Origin of the sequence: Ruegeria sediminis (assembly GCF_005938215.1) — a bacterium.
Classification (GTDB): domain Bacteria; phylum Pseudomonadota; class Alphaproteobacteria; order Rhodobacterales; family Rhodobacteraceae; genus Ruegeria; species Ruegeria sediminis.
Genome location: NZ_VCPD01000004.1, coordinates 242,689 through 260,245, shown reverse-complemented (window position 1 = coordinate 260,245; position 17,557 = coordinate 242,689). Strand labels below are relative to the sequence as shown.

At 56.7% G+C, this 17,557-nt stretch carries 16 protein-coding genes and 1 tRNA gene; 3 read left to right on the top strand and 14 right to left on the bottom strand.

What is annotated here, in order from left to right; genetic code table 11:
• Positions 1-200 precede the first annotated feature (200 nt).
• A complete protein-coding gene (locus tag FGK63_RS12750; protein ID WP_138842803.1) occupies positions 201-1,799 on the top strand; it encodes a phage integrase SAM-like domain-containing protein in 1,599 nt (532 codons plus the stop codon).
• A 323-nt stretch (positions 1,800-2,122) separates the two neighbouring features.
• Here FGK63_RS12750 and FGK63_RS20770 read toward each other — a convergent pair whose 3' ends face one another.
• Positions 2,123-2,272 carry a hypothetical protein gene (locus FGK63_RS20770; RefSeq protein WP_171052641.1) on the bottom strand — a complete coding sequence of 50 codons (150 nt, stop codon included), beginning with the start codon at positions 2,270-2,272 and terminating at the stop codon, positions 2,123-2,125.
• 12 nt (positions 2,273-2,284) lie between these two features.
• Positions 2,285-5,134 carry a phage tail length tape measure family protein gene (locus tag FGK63_RS12745; protein WP_138842801.1) on the bottom strand — a complete coding sequence of 950 codons (2,850 nt, stop codon included), beginning with the start codon at positions 5,132-5,134 and terminating at the stop codon, positions 2,285-2,287.
• Positions 5,135-5,523: 389 nt separating this feature from the next.
• Between FGK63_RS12745 and FGK63_RS12740 the strand changes: the two genes are divergently transcribed.
• A complete protein-coding gene (locus FGK63_RS12740; protein ID WP_138842799.1) occupies positions 5,524-6,237 on the top strand; it encodes a competence protein CoiA in 714 nt (237 codons plus the stop codon).
• Between the two features lie 586 nt (positions 6,238-6,823).
• On the opposite strand, the gene FGK63_RS12735 is transcribed toward FGK63_RS12740, so the two are convergent.
• From FGK63_RS12735 to FGK63_RS12695, 10 genes are all read right to left on the bottom strand, one after another.
• Positions 6,824-7,774, bottom strand: coding sequence for a DarT ssDNA thymidine ADP-ribosyltransferase family protein (locus FGK63_RS12735; RefSeq protein ID WP_138842797.1), 951 nt, complete (start codon positions 7,772-7,774; stop codon positions 6,824-6,826).
• Positions 7,775-7,786: 12 nt separating this feature from the next.
• Positions 7,787-8,659 carry a macro domain-containing protein gene (locus tag FGK63_RS12730; protein WP_138842795.1) on the bottom strand — a complete coding sequence of 291 codons (873 nt, stop codon included), beginning with the start codon at positions 8,657-8,659 and terminating at the stop codon, positions 7,787-7,789.
• 503 nt (positions 8,660-9,162) lie between these two features.
• Complete coding sequence (locus FGK63_RS12725) at positions 9,163-12,204, bottom strand: primase-helicase family protein (RefSeq protein ID WP_138842792.1); 3,042 nt, start codon at positions 12,202-12,204, stop codon at positions 9,163-9,165.
• 78 nt (positions 12,205-12,282) lie between these two features.
• Positions 12,283-12,666 (bottom strand): hypothetical protein, encoded by a 384-nt coding sequence (locus FGK63_RS12720; protein WP_138842790.1) that lies wholly within the window; start codon positions 12,664-12,666, stop codon positions 12,283-12,285.
• On the bottom strand, positions 12,663-12,824 hold the full coding sequence (locus tag FGK63_RS20765) for a hypothetical protein (RefSeq protein ID WP_171052640.1): 162 nt from the start codon (positions 12,822-12,824) through the stop codon (positions 12,663-12,665). Before FGK63_RS20765 ends, FGK63_RS12720 begins: the two co-directional genes overlap by 4 nt.
• A gap of 220 nt (positions 12,825-13,044) precedes the next feature.
• On the bottom strand, positions 13,045-13,503 hold the full coding sequence (locus FGK63_RS12715) for a hypothetical protein (RefSeq protein WP_138842788.1): 459 nt from the start codon (positions 13,501-13,503) through the stop codon (positions 13,045-13,047).
• Positions 13,504-13,793: 290 nt separating this feature from the next.
• Positions 13,794-14,081 carry a hypothetical protein gene (locus FGK63_RS12710; protein WP_138842786.1) on the bottom strand — a complete coding sequence of 96 codons (288 nt, stop codon included), beginning with the start codon at positions 14,079-14,081 and terminating at the stop codon, positions 13,794-13,796.
• Positions 14,071-14,331 (bottom strand): hypothetical protein, encoded by a 261-nt coding sequence (locus tag FGK63_RS12705; RefSeq protein WP_138842785.1) that lies wholly within the window; start codon positions 14,329-14,331, stop codon positions 14,071-14,073. Before FGK63_RS12705 ends, FGK63_RS12710 begins: the two co-directional genes overlap by 11 nt.
• Positions 14,328-14,801 carry a hypothetical protein gene (locus FGK63_RS12700; protein ID WP_138842783.1) on the bottom strand — a complete coding sequence of 158 codons (474 nt, stop codon included), beginning with the start codon at positions 14,799-14,801 and terminating at the stop codon, positions 14,328-14,330. Before FGK63_RS12700 ends, FGK63_RS12705 begins: the two co-directional genes overlap by 4 nt.
• On the bottom strand, positions 14,801-15,067 hold the full coding sequence (locus FGK63_RS12695) for a hypothetical protein (RefSeq protein WP_218961136.1): 267 nt from the start codon (positions 15,065-15,067) through the stop codon (positions 14,801-14,803). The genes FGK63_RS12700 and FGK63_RS12695 overlap by 1 nt, the downstream gene beginning before the upstream one ends.
• A gap of 495 nt (positions 15,068-15,562) precedes the next feature.
• On the opposite strand from FGK63_RS12695, the gene FGK63_RS12690 reads away from it, so the two are divergent.
• Positions 15,563-15,853 carry a hypothetical protein gene (locus FGK63_RS12690; protein ID WP_138842779.1) on the top strand — a complete coding sequence of 97 codons (291 nt, stop codon included), beginning with the start codon at positions 15,563-15,565 and terminating at the stop codon, positions 15,851-15,853.
• A gap of 154 nt (positions 15,854-16,007) precedes the next feature.
• Here the strand turns inward: FGK63_RS12690 and FGK63_RS12685 are convergent.
• Positions 16,008-16,083 (bottom strand) — tRNA-Val (locus FGK63_RS12685).
• Between the two features lie 67 nt (positions 16,084-16,150).
• On the bottom strand, positions 16,151-17,404 hold the full coding sequence (locus FGK63_RS12680; RefSeq protein ID WP_138842777.1) for an aminotransferase class V-fold PLP-dependent enzyme: 1,254 nt from the start codon (positions 17,402-17,404) through the stop codon (positions 16,151-16,153).
• Positions 17,405-17,557: the final 153 nt, after the last annotated feature.

The window sequence follows — 17,557 nt, the reverse complement described above, 5'->3', positions numbered from 1 at the left end:
ACCGGCGAAATTCTCTGGAGAAGTTGGTTTGCGATGTCGATGGCGTCGGGGATGGTGGGTGATGAGAGACTCATAAACCCCAGAATACACGAAAATCCATAATTTTAAGTACTTATGCGATTTCTACTTGCCTTTAAGGCGTGATTTTACCATACATTCCGGCAACCATTACCATACAATCCTGCCGAAGGACCGCCGCCATGAACGCCAAGGAAGCCGACAGAATCCCGTACCTGACCAAGACGAAAAAGGGCATCTACAAGTATCAGCGGCGCGTCCCGAAAGACGCGCAAAGCGTGCTTGGCCGGAAGATGTGGGACCTGTCCCTTGGGTCGAACTACGGGGCCGCAGTGGACAGGGCGCGGGCCTATGCTGAGGAACACGACACCTTGTTGACGCGACTAGATGGGTCAGAGGCGAAGGAAGCATTTCGGGAAGAACTAAAGGAACAGGTCGTCGCCGTGGCGGTGTCGATGCGCCCCGGAATGCTGCGCCGTATCGGCGACGATGGGCAGCTAGAAGACGTCCCGCCGATGGACCGGAATCCTGAACTGTGGCGGCAGACGTCCGACAAGATGAAAGCGGTTCGCGCCTTGCCACCCGAACAGGAATTACAGGCGCTGGCCTATTTCGCTGCCTACGCTTTTGGGGACCGTTCCACGCTGGACCTTCTGCCCGATAACAGCGTCTTGGGGGACTCGCTGGTGGACGTGCTTGAACCTACCCGCCCCGCTGACGCGGTGGATGCTGCGATGTTCGACGCCATGAAAACCGCGCTGGACGCGCGCATTGTCGAACTGGCAGGGGAACGGCTGGTGAATCCCAAGCACACGCTTTCGCATATTCATGGAGTCATCGCGGAACTGCGGAATCTCAAGCCGAACACCCGGCGGAACCACAAGGTCACAACGGCCAAGTTCAACAAGTTCCTACGGGAAGAAAAGGATACAGACTTTGAGCCTTCCCTTGCGTCGATTACACCGAACCTGTTGCAGGAATATCTGGACTACTTACTTGCCGACCCGGACGTGAAGAACGGCAGTATCTCGAAATACTTCGACGGAATGACCAGTGTGTTCAATCACGCGATCAAGACAGGAAAAGTTCCGGGGGTTGTCGCGAACCCGGTCAAGAAGCTTGAACTGCCCCGCGCCGATTCCATCGAAGAAACGATGTTTCTGCCCTTTGATGATGAAGAGATCAGACGCATCTGGGCCGAGGCTCAGGCGGAATGGGATCCGGATAACCACAAGAGCAAGCTTAGCGCCGACCGCCGCAAGGCGTTCTTGATGGTCTTCCGGGTCCTGCTGTGGTCGGGCTTACGCCCGGTAGAGGTCTTTTGGCTGCGCGATCATGGCGGCGTGAAACGAGACTATATCGACGTCCAGCGGACGAAGACCGGGATCAAGCGCAAGATTCCGATTTCTGACCATATCGCCGATTTCCCCACATTTGCAGCATGGGGCGGATTTGACCGTTGTATCTTTCATGGGAAACACCGGGGAGAGGAATACGGGCGATACAACGCGGAAAAGCTGCACGAGGCTATGCGTCGGTCATTCGCGAAGATCCGCAAGCGCGCGAAGATCACGGAACCGCGCAAGGTGCTCTACAGCACCAAGGACACGCTATTGCAGCGCCTTCGCTATGTGGATGGGTACAGCACGCCTATTGAGGTCGTGGTTACCGGTCACGTCAAGAAGTTGGAAATGGGTCGCCATTACGGCGGCACCTTGGGGGACGATCCGGCAATGCGGGCGAAGGTCAAGAAGGCGCTGGACTCGGTGGTGTATTGGTGAGGGGCCAGATTGGCTATCATCGAACTGATTAAAGCTGCGGCACGATCCACAGCAAGATAAACAGGAACAGAAGCCCAAAAGACAGCCAAACAAAGAGATCAAAGACTCCTCCCAAAAATTTGCTTATTGCCGACTCGGTGGAGGCACCACAGTGCGGGCATGTTTTTGCTTTGCTCGAAATGTCATTCGTACATTCGCGACATTTTATCAACATGTTAGAAGCCTCAAGTGAGCGTTAAGATCGCATCTTCGAGTGCTGGACAAATGAGGCAAAGTTAAGGAACAGGTCAGCAAAGTTTTCGGGTTTCGTGCCTGCGATTTGTCTATTCAGAGTCTTCCTCCGACGCGGGTTCAGTCTCGCGCTTGATCGGAAATCCACGTTCATCGAGTCCGCGCTGCTGACGCAGCCGTTCGAACTTTTCGCGGTGCTGCCCCAGCGGATGGGGCGGCGGCGGTGAAACATAGCCTGCCATGGTGATACCTCCTTAACGGTTGGCCACGGCTGCACGTTGTGCGGCTGAGAAACCATCGGACTGAATCTGCTTTGAACTGCGACGGAACGATTCAACGTCCGGCGTCTGGATCGACCAATTGAAGTTGTTGACCACTGGGGACCCACGCTGCGCCGCAGGGTCTCCGTTAAGCTCTACAGGTACGTGGCCACGGCGCAGCGGGATTACCGCTTCCGAGTCCCGTAGGACAGCGACGTGTTCGCCCGAGTGCAGGCCGGTGTTCGGCGTTCCTTCGTGATACCGAGGCGCGCGGGCAAGGGCCTGCGGTGTGATAGCGATAGGGCGCGTCACGTTCGGGGAATGGCTGATACCGCCATCATGGAAGACGCCTGCCGTGCCCCCAAAAAATTGGCCGATCAAATCGCCCAACCCAAACCCGCCGCCGCCGCCACCAGTGCCGCCGGTATCGCCGCCAAGGAGTCCGATCAGTTCCTTGACCGCCATATCCGCGATGATCTTGGTCGCGGTCGTGACGATGGACTGCCCAAGCGATTCAATGTCGAACTTGCCGGTTGCAGCGAATTCCGCAACGGCGTCCGACAGGGATCTGATTGCGCCTTCTTCGATCATACGGCCTGCCTCGGTCCAGCTTGGCACCGAATCCACCCAATCCTTGACCGGATCATGGGCCAACCGGGTCAAGCGATCATTTAGCCGTCCTGCTTCTTCATACTGCCGGATCATGGCGGCGGTCTGATCGTCAATTGCGCCAGCGCCTTCGCGCTGTGCCGCAATGATGAGCTTGGCAACGTCGAGACTGGACGCCTGACCGGACGCCACGAGCTGCAAGGCGTCATTTTCGACACCAAGGGCATAGGTCCGATTGTTCATTTCCTTGATAAGGCGCTGCAACTGGCGCTCTTCCGCGCCCAAAGCCTCAACGCGGGACCCTTTGCCGGAACTGGATGCAGCCTTGCGCGCGGCCTCCCGTGCGGCGTCGATCTGGGAGTCGAGGGTCACGCCCTCTTCAAATTGGAAGCGTTCAGCGTCGATCATCTGGCGCTCAAACCATCCTGCGCCTTGCTCGCGGGCGGACCATTCCTTTTCCTTTCGGAACCGTCCGCGCGCAACAGCGGCTTCTTTGACCGACTTCCCGGCCTGCAACGCGGACAGCTCGGCACGCTTGGCGGCATTGTCGATCACACCGCCGCCGATATTGGCGAGGCTGGACGCAATGGCGTCGATCTCGAACCGGACACCTGACATTGCGTTGGCCCATGCGTTTGTTCGCCCGGTTGCACCGGAAATGGCGTCTGAGGCGCGTTCCAGCATGGCCTGCAAGGCGTCAGACTCGTTGCTGAGATCGATCATTTGAATCGCGGCGGCGCGCAGCTCGGGCGGGAACTGAGATAGCTCGATTCCGGCCTCTTGCGCGTGCTTCACGATAGCTTGCAGGGCGGCGCGCTGCTCTTCGAACGTGGAAGCCTCGCCCAGCCCCATCAATACATCATGGAAGGCCACAGCCTCTTTCCGCGAAATCTTGAAATCGCGGGTAATATTGGTGATGCCGTTGCTGTACAGCGCCGCCGCGCCCTGCGCCTGCCTGTATCGCAGTTCGATGAAACCAAGTTCTGCAACCTGATCACGCAGAGCATCCATAATCTCGCCCCGGCGCAGTTCGGCCTGCGCAATCGCCAGTTCCCGAACGCGGATTGCGGCGATGCCATACTTTTCCGCAAGTTGCACGGCATCCATTTCTAGGATGTTGAGAGTGTCGGAAAGGTCGCTGGAAAGGGTGCTGAGGGTGTCGAGCTGCCGCTTGAAAGACTCGGCGGCGTCTTCCGCCCCGAATGCGGAGATGGCCCATTGCGCCAGCGCCGCGCCCCCGGCGATGATACCGATGGTCGCAAGACTGACCGGGTTAATCATGGACATGAAACCTGCGCGCAGGGTGCCGAGCATCGACGCACGGTCCCCCATCTGGTTCAGCATCTGACTGATCTGCGTGCCCTGTTGGACAGCCAAAATCAGCGGCGACTGCCCTGCGGCCAGCATTACGCCCACGTCGTTCAGTTGAGCGGCCATGTAGGCGGTCTGGTGCCCGCTAACGCGGGCTTTACCCGCATAGACGTCCGCCGCATTGCCCGCTGCCAGCAAGGACTGTGCGGCCTGTTCTCGTGCCTGTGCCGCCCTTGATGCGGACAACGCCCCTGCGTTTTCGAGGGTTTGGATTTCTGCGAGCTGGGCTTCGTACTGGCGGCTGATGCGGTACGTCGAGTCGTACTTGGCGCGGAGGGCATCCAGTTGGGCAGCGTGGGAGCGGGCCGCGTTAGCTGCCTCTTCCTCAGCACGAGCGGCGGCGATGGCCTCAGCTCGCAGGCGTTCGGATTCCCTCGCCGTCCGGTTCAGTTCGGATGCCAGATCGGCGTAACCGGCACGCGCTGCTCGGACGTCGAGTCCGCTGGTGGCATTGGTCAGACCGGCGCGCAGACGGTCCAGACCTGCTTCCAGCTTGGCGAGACCGGAGGTATCTCCGACGCTCAACAGGCGGTCACGCAACCGGCTGGCCTGATCGGTCGAGACGCGCAAGGCGTTGGCGGACTGGATTGCGAGCGTGCGGATACGTTCGGCGGCACGGTCGCTTGCGGTTGCAACACGGTCCTGTGCTGCGACCACGTTCTGAGCTTCACGAGATGCGGCCTTGAGGCCTGACACGTCCACCTTTGGGGACATGTTTTTGAGGGTTAGGAACGCGCCTGCGCTATCCTTTTCCAGCCCCTTTACCGCCGCGCGGACGGTGTCAATTGCGCCTTTGAACTGGCGCGCACCGCTCTGTGCCGCGCCTGCGTCGATCTTGAGCCGTAGCTCGTGCGTTTCTGCCATTTGTGACTGCCTGCCTGTATTGTTCTGGAGTCCTGTCTGCGAAGAAATGGCGGGACCGGGACAGGTAAACCAGCCCCGCCAATCGGACGCGCAGATGGGAGAACCGCGCAATTCCGGAGGAGTGCGCGGGTAGGAACAAGAAAAACCCCGCGCTCGCGCCAATTATCGCACACCGCAGATGGATCACAAAATCTAGTTGAGAACGGTTCGCAAGTATACGCGAGAAACACTGGCCCTTGGCTTTTCCGAATGGCCTGACCTTTCCGGTGCTTTTTTAGTCTGATTTCTTCACATTTTGTTTCAACCGTATATGCGTTTAGTGACACCCCCAGTTTGCGTATCGGAGTTTCGAAAAATAAGATTGATCCATAAAAATTGAGGATCGAGCTATGAAATTTGCTGAACAAGCGGGAACCCGTGTTGAGCCAACGCCTAAGTCAAGGGCGACGTGTCCGTTTTGTGGCGCTGAAGTCTTAGCGAAGTGCGGGACGCAGCGTGTATGGCACTGGGCGCACAAGAGCACCCGGCATTGCGACAGTTGGTGGGAACCCGAAACTGATTGGCACAGGAAATGGAAGGAATTGTTCCCGACGGAATGGCAAGAGGTCGGGAGACGCGACGACAACGGAGAGCTTCATATCGCGGATGTACTGACGCCTCAGGGTTTGGCTTTGGAATTTCAGCATTCCTACATCAAGCGAGAAGAGATCGAAATTAGAACCAACTTCCACAAAAACATATGCTGGATCGTCGATGGCACACGTCTTGATAGTACCTTAACTCAATTCGTGAAGGCACTCGAAATGGGCAGGCCAGTCGGATCAAGAGGAACTGAAGTTTATCAAGCGTATTTGACTCACTCCAGATTTCTTAAACAATGGGCCGGTTTGAGTGCGCCCGTCGTCGTCGATTTCGGCGGCGAAAAAATCTGGGTAATCGGCAACAGTTTAGAAACCTCGGTTCTTGTCTATCCGTTGAAAAAGGAAACACTCGTCAAGCAGTTTGAACTTGGTAACAGGCCACCTCAAGTTCAGATTGAACAAAGGCGAACTCAGTATGTTCCGCTCGTTCGATCTGCGCGAGTGCCGGGTAGACGAATGTAGTGACTGGACTATTGAACAAGGGGTTATATTGGCACTTGTAAACACGACTTGCCAAGTTGCAGTGCGCCGTTCAGTCAGATACTGCGCGCCAATATGACCCTACCCCTAGTGCCCTTGGGGGCCCCCCGCGCAATATATAGGCTTCGTTGAGCCTTTGCCGCTAACGCGGCGACAGTGATTGGACGCAAAAACACATCCATGTCGTGTTATGTCCTGTCGGCATTGGGCTGGCATACCGGAGTTGCGCGCCCAAGTGCATCATAATGCCCATTATGTTAAATTCTCCTTTCGGATTTTTTCATTTTAATTTAATGTTTTCAATTACTTAAAGTCTGGACTAATTCTTGGCTGAATTGACAAGATTCCGCGCAATATTATTACTTTGTAAAAAATTTGGTAACCCATTGAAAATAGAAAGTTTTCCTTACTTTCGGGTCATTGCCTCCTCCCCGTCAGCGGGCACCGGTCGGCTCTCCTATTTCAAGTTTGTATATACATCGATTATGCAACTTGGCAGAGTTGGTTTGCGCCGCGTCAGCGGCATCTGGAGCCGTATACAATTGCTCGCAAGGAATAGTGGCAGAGGTTAACTCGAAAGGTTAACTACCGACTCGTGCGCAAAACACCCCTCCAAATGAAATACCACTCTATAGCTTCCTGTAGGCAACATATGCTCAGTGAAATATCCCTGATGAGCGCGCAAATGTTGATCGACCATTAAATAAGAGCGGGCATTGGCGTCGTCAAAAACACTCATTTGAGTGTGTATGTCGCCAGTTGACATAGTCCCCAAGAGCTTGAAGCTGATCCTTCCCGGCGCAGAGTCGACGTACTGGACCGCAGTGTATTTGTGGAAGAAAACTCCGGTGCCTTGGGATTTCTTTACTTTCGGGACAAAGTGGGGAAGCCCTTCTCGTACAAGAAGATGTTTAACTGTAGCCACATCTGCGTCTGTCCGAACAATAATGGCCTTGAGTGTTGAAGCGACATCAAGTGGGCTTTGCGCTAGAACCTCGGCGCATCGCTTCTTTTTTTGGTCATCACTTGGATAGGCTTCGTCGTGGAAAATCCCGTCGAAATCCAATTGATCGAATCCGCCATCGCCGTCTAGCACTTGGGACAAGTGTGACTGCATATTGCACGTAGAGAATCTAGTACCTTCCATCGTGAGAACTCTCTCACTACTAAAGGCAAGCATCACCAATAGCCCGCCATGCCTACCCATAAAATAGTCGGCGGGTTTGCGAATGCCTTCAATGTGGTACTGAGTTGGTGTCCGGGGACGGAAATACAACCGCGCAAATTGATGCGCTGCGTCGCGGGTCTGTACAATGTCGGCAGGTGCAATGTCTTGCCGTAACACCGCTCCTGCGAGTGCATCGTCGCGCGATAGTAAATTGCCGCTCTTCAATATGTTTATTGCTGCTTCGATATTCGCGTGATGGAAGAGGTGTTTGGGCCATTTCCTCTTATAGTTGCTAAACTTACCCAGCCATTCTCCGAGATGCGCATGGTAACGCGCAGAACTAATTCCCATATTTAATGCCTTTTAGTGCGAACCAACCGCCACAGAAGGAGGAGTACTACTTCTTACGAATTCGACAGCGAGGTTAACTCGACCACATCGGTCCGCCATACTAACCGGGCGAACATACGGTAATTGTGAAAGAACAGAAAACACCTTGAGCGCCGAACGTTGTACGTTTTCTGGCAGATCATATCGAGAGACAGGACAAACGGTCAGTAGGTTCCAAATACGGAACAGATCTTCTTCTGCGGCAAGAAGTTGGTCGCAACCCTTCGCGCCACGGAGTTCTCGTTTTTCGTTCAGCCAGACGTGGAAAGGTTCGGTCATCATCAATGGTCGGACTTCACCACCTTGTGCATCGATCGCAGCTTGTAGGTCATTGTAGAAACCTTCAAACGAATTTGGCTTATGCCCTTGCTGCATGAGTGGCAGGTCATGTTCTAAGCGGCCCAGCTTCTTTTCGAAGTCGTGAATGTAAACCGTGATTGGCAAGTCGTGGAGATGGTCAATCATCATGGGGCCAACTTCAGCCCAGTCCAAACCGCCGTTTCCACACCCTAGACGGGGGAAAGCAATCTCGCGTATGCCGAGGGCATCGTAGCTTTGCCTGAACTCCATCAACCCGTCTCGGATGTATTCGATTTTGGACGGGTTCTTCCAATGCTTCTTAGTTGCGAAATTTAAAACCCATTGATCTGTGCCTTTCCAAAGCCAAAACGATCCCGGCTTTAAGTCGCCCCTTCTACAAAGCTCCTTATATTCAAGGAACATTTTCGGGTAACGCTCCTTAAATGCTGCCGCGAGGCCCTTTCCCATCACACCAACAGTGTTGACGGTGTTCACAACTGTCTGTGCGGAAGATGTCATCAGGCTAGTTCGGTGAAACTGCAGCATGTAATATCCTCCCGTTCTTGGTCGCCTTGGGGTGTGAATATGTTACATTTAAGAACAAAAGGAGAACACCGCAAGAATCGAAGTCTTTTATATCAACATATGGTTGGTTGATGGCCGCCGTCCACCTTTTCTATGCAGTGCTCAACCATGCAATTCGAAGTGTGTCAATCGAAACAAGATGCAAGGCCATCAGAGTTCCAATCTGATTATTCTATTTCACTCACCTCCAAGCCTCCAAGCAACCTCCAAGGTCTTGGAGGCGGATTTTCCCATAAGAATAGGGGGCATCAGGCCGCTGCCTCCAAACCTCCAATAGAAACTACTTCAATAAAATTTAGAATAAACACACACCACCAAATACAGGTGTGTGTGTCCCCATCTGCTTTCCGTGAGGGTTTGCGCGCGGTGGAGGTTTGGAGACCGTCGCCGGTTAGCCCAATAAATAAGCGTCTTCGCGCCTCCAAACCACCTCCACAGCCTGCACCGCATGGAGGTTGGGCCGCTCACGCGGCCCCCAGCAAAACCTTATCCACGTTCTCGCCCAAAACCTCAGGCGGAAAGACCCAAAGCCGTGTATCGCTGTGGTCGCCGACTTTCCCGCGCTTTTCGGTGACTTCCACTCCAAACAAGCGCAGGACCATCCCCACCACGTCTGAGTCCTCGGCATTGTGCTTGTTACCAGCGGCTTCAATATACGCCCGGAATGCGGCCCTAGGCACACGAAACTCTTTATCGCTGGCGACAAACGTCTCATCGTACCCGGCAACCCTGAGCGTCACTTCTCGATCTCGCAGAACATTGATCAAACGACGTTCTGCCGGACGGCGTGAGTTCCAGCCCATGACCTTGCGTTCTGGCGTCTCAGGAGCGGTACGGACATTTGCCCAGCTCAAGCCCGCCAACGCGGGGTCGTACCGTTCCAGATAAGCAAGAAGGCGCCGCATCTCATCACCTTCAATGGCCTCGGTCAGCTTCTCAAAGTTCTTCGTGTTTCCTTGCTCTTCGGAATTGAAACGCAGGACAAAATACCGACGCTCTGAGCCGTTGTTCTCAATTAGAACTGGGACCGCCTCATTGGAGTCAAAATAAAACCGCGTAAACGATGGCACCGTGGTAAGGTTCATTCCCTTCGCTTCGACCTGAATCGAAGTAGAGTCGATCAGCGCCTTCAGCGAGCTTGAAACCTTGGGGGCCGCTCCAAACACCGCTTCATTCACAACCACAAGAACGCACTTGCTCATGTGCTCGCCTGCAAATTGCCCGATAACGTGTTTCTCATTCTCAAGCTGCTTGAAATGGGGTGCCGCCAATCGCGAAAGAAGCGCACCAAATCGCCCCTTGCCGATCCCGCCTTCACCAACGGCGATGATTGCCGTCCCCGGTTTCTCTCCGGGTCTCTGAACCAGATGCGCCATCCAGAGCAATAGCCAGTCCAACTTGTCCTGATCTCCATCACAGACAATCCTCTGCATGAAATCAAACAGGACCGGGAAATCCCGTTCGTCTCCAAACTCGCCCGCCAGACCCGTTAGCTTCCTTCCCTGATACATGTTGAAATCATTCTCACCGGGCACCATCGGTGGCGGTGCAAAAACCAAGCCGCTCTTACGCTTTGCGGTTTCAAGAAAGACCTTTGCTGGATTTATCAGCTTCTCGCCTTCCATGATCTGCCGATCAAGGTGCAGGTTCAGAAAATCTTCCTTCCGATAAACAGAAATCGTGGAGTCGAACTCCGAATTGAAGGCGTTCAGATCGGGCTTGCGGACAATGCGAAACTGCCCGCCCAGATCGCAGGGGGCAAACCGATGACTAAGTGTCGCCAAAGCGGTTTCCATGTTGTCTCCCAGCGGCTCGGCGGGGTCGAGAGAGACATTGGCAGGCTCGCCGCTATCCAGTGCCTCGGCATAGCCTTCCTGACGCTCTGCAGTCTTCTCGGCGGTAAATTCGGCCCGTTCAGCTTCCAGAAATTCCCGACCAAGCTTTTCCACGCGCTTACGCGCGTTCGCATCAAGATGCACCCTCACAAGTTCGCCCCACTTGGCAACGGCGTCGCCACGTTCACCCGCCTTGACGATGCCTGCATAGATCGCGGCAAAGTGGTCAGCGCCTGCGTTGGCAGGCAGAGCCTTGAAGGCCCGCTTCACGGCGACGGAAGTCTTGATCCATCCAATCTCAATCTCTTCGTCAATGTAGTCCGCTCGGTTCACGGTGATAGCTTCCCCGTCCACCTCAGACGGATAGAACAGCGGGCTACAAAGCAGGGCAGAAAAGGTCTCTCCGTCCGGCATTATAGTCAGTTCTTCGATCAGGCGCAGGAAGTCGCAGGTGTAAAGGCCTGAGCAGTGGTAATGGTGGCAGTAGACAATAGCGGTTTCGCCTCCGCCATCGCCCGGAGCAGCCCACGCCATATCCTCGCCGGAGGTATGAGCGCCTGCATTCGGGCAGAGAATATCGGCCCCGCGCCCTGCATCCCCCCGCACATCCCAGCCGATCATTTCGAGAAAGGCGGGAAGGTCAAAATACTCGCCATGGTCACCAGCCCACGCCAGAAGGTCGAAGCCATCCGACAGATAGGCAGGTTCACCGCGCCCTGCGCCACCGCCTGCTTTGATACCAGACGGACTCCGGCGCATATACTTGCTAACATCCCCAGCGGACATATCGTCTAGCGTCACGCCCCGGCCTGCCAGAATGTAGTGCTTGAAGTCTGCCCCAGTGGGGCGGGCGGGCGCGTGCATCATCTGAGACGGAAGCGAGCCACGCGAGTCGATCTCCCCGCCCTCAGGAATGAGCATTTCCAGAAACCCGAAATATCGGCTCTGCCATTCGGCCTTGCGGGCGTCCCAGCCCGCCGGATCGGCTTCCCGGTCGCCCAGTTCGAATACCTCGGCAAGCGGCAGAATGATGCGGAATCGGTCGCTCCCCAAACCACCCTTTGTGCTGTGTGAATGCGTCGTATAGATCACGGCAAAGAGGCCAAGCTCGCGCAGGCGCGGAATGACCTGTTCCACCGTGCAGCCGCCATCAATGTCGGCGGCAACGGCGCGGACATTCAGAATCTTCTTTTCCAGCTTGTAGCAGAACTCGACGCCGTTGCGGCGCTTCCCAACCTTTTGCCCCTCGGCAAAGAAGATTGCGTTCCCGCCCTTGTTGGGTTGTTCCGGATGACGTGCAAGAAACGATAAGATCGCCTCACCCCAAGTCTTTTCGTGCCGTTCCCAATTGCTGCCGAACGTGGTCGGAGCGGTATCGGTCGTGCCGACGATGACAGGCATATTCAGCAGCGCGTCACATTCAGATAGATCGCCAATCACGGTGGCATCGCCTAGGCGTGTCAAAGGCGGGCGTGAAAGGCGGATCACGTTCCCGTCGCTGGTATGGTCATAAAGCCAAAGGGGCGGCTCCTCCCGTTTTGGAGTGTCCATTTCCCAGCCGTGGTGCCATTCGGCATGTTCTGCCAATTCCCCGGCTGAAAGTTCAAGCCCCGCCATTGCGATCATGTCTGCAATGTCCAGATCGGGTGCTGCGGTTACGTTCTTTGCCATTCTGTGGTTTCTCCCTCTTTTAGAATTGCATGATGGCCTTGGTGAGGGTGCAGGGGCGCAAATGCGCCCCTGCCAAATCTATCGGTCGCAGTATTCGTCCATCTGGTCCCACATTTCGTCTTCGTGGTCCCGGCGGGTGAGGTATTCGTTCATTTCGTCCTGCGCCTCTTCGGCCTCTATTTCACGCTGGAATTCCCAAGCTTCATTCCACCCTGCACTCCAAATTTCGCCGTCCCCGCACCCCGTGCGAATTGCTTCAATGGCTCCATCCATGGCCACGTCGCGCATTTCAATGTCACAGCCTGCATCCTTGAAGACCCGCCAAGCCACATCGTACGCAGTTTCCGCCGCAAGGTTATGCAAGTCGCCTTCTTTGATTGCGCGCAGCGCGGCGCGGATTTCTTTTCGGCTCAGGCTCTGGAAGCGTTCGCCGTTGTCCTTCTCGGGAACTCTGCGCATCATGCCGCCCCCGCCAGTTCCGCGACCTTCGCCGCCAGCCGCCGCAGTTCGTCGGCGGCGGACCGCGTCAGGGGCTTTTGCGCGACCTGCGCCATTCGGTCAGCTGCCAGCACAAGCGCAATTTCGCGGTCCTCGCGACCCAAAATGTTGACGATTTTCATTTTTCTATTCTCCTTCCGTTCGTTCAGATGAGCCAAACATAGGCGGGGCGCAAAACGGAGTCATCACCATGAAAACAAAAGGTTTTAACACGTATTTTGCGATGCGAGCCGACCACAAAAAAATTCAGCTTGAAGCAGAACTTGGGACCGGATTTTCCGACAACGGCACAAGATATAGTAGGTACCAAAAAGACACATACTCAAAGGCGGATCATGGAAATCAGCACAACTTGGCTGCGAATTGTTCGGCCTCTTCCAGTTCCAACCGAATGTAATCGGCAAGAAGGTCGCGCGGAAAACGGATCGACTCCACCTTCCGACCGGGCGCAGTTGACCAATCGTCCGGGGCTTCCGAGTCATGAGTGGGTAGTGCGCCCAGAAGGCGCAGGGCGGCGCGGACGACGTCCTTGTCGCCGCCTACCAGCCGGGCGACATTTGCGACGCTGAAGCCATGCGGACCCGCGCCCGCGTGGTCGGTCAGATAGTAATCAAGGGCGTCCGCCAGCCGGAATGCTTCATGAAGGGCGAACTTGCCTTCGCCGCCGCTGTAGTCGGCGACAAGCTGACACAGCGCCAGCCGCTGCGCCTCTTCGCGGGTTTCGGGATCGTCGGATACGTCCAGCGCCTTGGTCATGGCAAGGTAAAGCTGGGCGCGCTGTGAAGGGGTCAGGTGGATCATTTTGGTAGTCCTGTCTGTTGCTGAAAGGTCCGCCGGGGCGGGAATGGCGTTCACCGCCCCGGCGGGTGTCGGGCGGCTGGCCGGGGAGCCATCGCCGCCGCCCCTTTTATGTCGCCCGCTAGAGGCCGAATTCGCGGGCGAGGATCGATTCGATACCTTCCCCGATAGCGGGCCATGTTGCCCGCCAAGCCTCATGATCAGGAACGGCAAGGCGGCTGGCGTGCCATAGCTGCGCCCGCCGCAAGGCACGGCGTGAGGCGCGGGTGAACTTGCCCCGGTCGAAGGCGCAATTACGCGGCACCGCGGAATTCCTCTTCCCGCGTCGCAAGGAGCGACTCGGCCTCTGCGCGGAGTCGTTCTTCCTCGGCGGCGATATGTTCGGGCGTCCATTCCTCGCGCGCTTTCTGCCACTTTCGCACGCGCTTGTGCCACTTCTTCTGGCGCGCCTTCGCCGCCTCCCTTTCCCTCGGCTGTAGATGCAGATAATCGCCGGATACATCTACGTAATCGCCGCCGCCGTCGAAGGTGGTATCGGACAAAATGGTGCCGGGGTCGTGAAGGAGGCTCTTAGCGCCCATAGCGACGCCCTTCCCCGGCGGCATCGGCAATACCGCGCAGCTTGTTGCGCTTGATCTGTTCGGGCGTCAGTTCCGGCTTTTCGCCACTCGGGGTTGGTCCGAACCGCGCGCGGATTTCGTCGTATGCGGCGTGGGTCAAGACGTGGCCGGTGGGCAGAAACCGGTGTCCGTTTCCATCGGAACGAAAAAGGCCCCACCACGCCCCGGCGTGGTCATGGGCGATGATCTGAGCAATATCGTCCAGAGTCATGCCAAACCCCATGCCCTTGCCTTGGCGAGTCGCTCTGCCGGGGAAAGGGTCAACAGACGCCGCAGCAAGGTCGCTTCGTCCGCGGCGCTGGACGGTACCGCAACAGGCTCAGCACCGGTCATTCCCAGATCACGGGCACGCGCCATCCGCTGGTATCGCGGCAGACGGTTCAATTCGGCGTGGGCTTCATCTTCGCCCCGTTCCAGCGCGGCGCGCAGTTCCTTCTGACGCATCTGCCCCTGAACAGCTTCAAGCTGCTTCACCTCGGACAAGTACGACTCGGACAGAGGTTCGTCGGTCAACACCGCCAGCCTTGCGCTGGGCAGTGCAACCACATCTTCACGAGTCAGACTCACGCCCAGAAGCTTGTTTGCATCGGCAATTACCTTGTCGCTCACCGCTTCCCAGCGGGCGCGGGTCAAGTCGTCAGCCGCGACGATTTTGCGGAAATTTTCGGTCGGGTCGCTCATTACGCGGCCTCCTTTTTATACAATGGTTCATAGCGGGCATTGGTGATTGCGAATGGCACGGCCCAGCTTTCGAAGGGCGGCAATGCGTCCACATCGCCAAGCACGGCCCAGCGCAGAACGGGGTCGGTCAGAACCAACTTGAGGCGCAGTGCCTCCAAATGTTCGAACAGCACCGATGACTGCACAGACGCCGCCAGAGCGTTCGTGAACATCACTCTCGCCCCAAACAGCCGTTCGATCTGTTCCCCGCGCATCCAGCCTTCCAACCGTCGCGCTCGGCGTACCGCGCTATCTCCGACGAACAGTTCTTCGCCGTCATCCTGCGCCAGACCAAAAAGGGCAGGAACAGAGTCCCGTTCCCGGTCCTTGATCGTGGGCAGGACGTCCGCTAGCCGATACCGGCGCGCGCCCTGCCCACGATGGGTGAAATCGAGACCCCGCGTCCGGACGGACACAGTATTTCGTGACAGCCCGACCGCGTTGCCCAGATCAGATTGACATACAGTCAGCACTTGTTAACCTACTCCAAAAGCGTGATACTTTTTACTTGACACTACATTGTGTGATATCGGAATAGTGCCCGAAAATTGCGAATCAATCAAGAATTTGGCCCGAAACGGGTCACGTTAACGTGTTAACTATTACTCAAGGCTGCGGCGGACAGCGCGCCTGAGAATGTCGTTTTCGGGCCGAGCAGCTCAAGCCTCATTTTCGCCTGCATGCGCATTTAGGTATCTGCATTACACTATAGAAAGGTCGGTATGATGATTGGGCTGCTCTTGTTCGCCATCCTTCTAACATTGCTTTTTGGCAGCGCATGGCTACATGGGTTGCTACGAAGTGCCGCTCTTCTTTGCGCACTTGCTGTAGCGGCCGCGTTGCTGGCAGTCGTCGATATACCCTTAGATTTCGCGATTTATGCGGGTCTTGGGCTATTGGCTCTTGTTGGACTACCCGCCACGATTTGGCTCAACCGGGTAGAGTCGAAGCGGAAGACCAAGATCAAGGATGCGCGCAAGCGGGAACAGGCGCGGAAAGCTGCCGACGCCTAGTCGCAAGATTCGTTTTTAGGGGGTTGGCGGTGGTTACAAGGCGCGACGCACTACCATACATCGCCCATACACAGTACCATACAATTTCGCGTCCATTACCATACATTGATGGCTGTGATAGAGATTTCTTCTTTATTTTTCAATGGTTGTGTAATGGTGGGTGATGAGAGACTCGAACTCCCGACATCTTCGGTGTAAACGAAGCGCTCTACCAACTGAGCTAATCACCCGTGAGGGGGGATGTAGCCAAGCCCGAAGGTGCGTGCAAGGGGGGAGGGCGCAAATTCTCGCTTGGGCTCAGTCCCGGATGTTCTTCAGAACCGCCAGCAGCTGCGCCACCTCGTGTTCGGTGTTGTAGTGGCAGAGCGAAATGCGGATGCAGTCGCTGAGGCCCAGCGGGGTCAGCACGTTGCCGCTGTAGTGATCCGCCTTGCGCGTATGGGTGCGGATCCCCTGTTCGTTCAGCCGCGTCACCACTTCGGCCGATGGCATTCCATCGACGACGATCGAGACGAGCCCCTCGCGCGCGGGGTTGTCGGCCCCGGCAAGGATGGTGACGTGTTCCATGTCCCGCAGCCCGGGCAGGTTGCCGGTTCCGTTGATCATCGCATTGGTCAGATGCGTCTCATAGGCGTGAATGGCCCGTCCCGCGGCTTCGATGCGTTTACGCTGGTCGACCTCATCCGAAACTTCTCCGCCCAGCCAGTCGAAATAGGCGACCACATCCGACATGGTGGCATAGGAACCGGTGTCGCGGGTGCCGAACTCCCAGCCGGTGGCCGGCGCGTCGATCAGCATGTCATGCGGAAGCGCGGTCAGCCGGTCCGAGATCCAGGCCACCCCGTAGCCGTGGCGCGAAAACACCTTGTAGGGCGAGATCGCGTAGCCATCGATTCCGTAGCTGTCGATGTCCAACTGGCCGTGGGCCGCGTGCTGGATGCCATCCACGATGATCAGGCAATCCGGCGCGACTTCGCGGATCGCCCAAGCGATCGCGGCCACGTCCATGCCCATTCCGGTCACCGGCGAGGCGTGCAGAATGGTGGCGACCGCGACATCCGGGGTCAGACGGACCCGGTAATCATCGGCGGTGACGGTGCCGGTCGCGTCGTCGTGCGGGACGTTGACATAGTCCAGCCCCGCGATCCGGGCCCAGCGGCGCGCGGCGCTGCGACTGGCGGGATGTTCGATGGAGCTGCCGATCACCTTGCGGCCCTTCGGGGCGTTGACGCAGGCGGTGCGGATCATGCGGAAAAGCAGTTCCGTCCCGCTCTCGCCGACAAAGAACTGACCGGTAGAGGCGTTCATGAAGGTGGCGAGGTCGGCCTTGGCGGTGTCGATGACATCGACGAGAGCGCGGCTCGCCACGTTGTCGCGCCCCTGGTTGTCGGGGATCGCGGCGAACCTGGCCGAGGTTTCGACCACCGATTTCAGCGTCAGCGCCCCGCCCGCATTCTCGAAGAAGATTCGCGGCCCTTGGAACGGGCAGGCGTCTACATGGGCGAAGCGCGCGCGGATGGCTTCGATCAGGCCGGTTCTTTCATGCAGCATGTCCAGTGATCCTGTCGTTCGAAAAGTCAGGTGAGGTGTTTCCCTGTCAAAGGATCCGCCAGCCAGCACTTTGGTATCAATGTCGTTTGCGACACGAAAGGACATTCGCGCGCCAATGACGACCGGCAGCGATGCAGCTGCGCCAAAGAAATC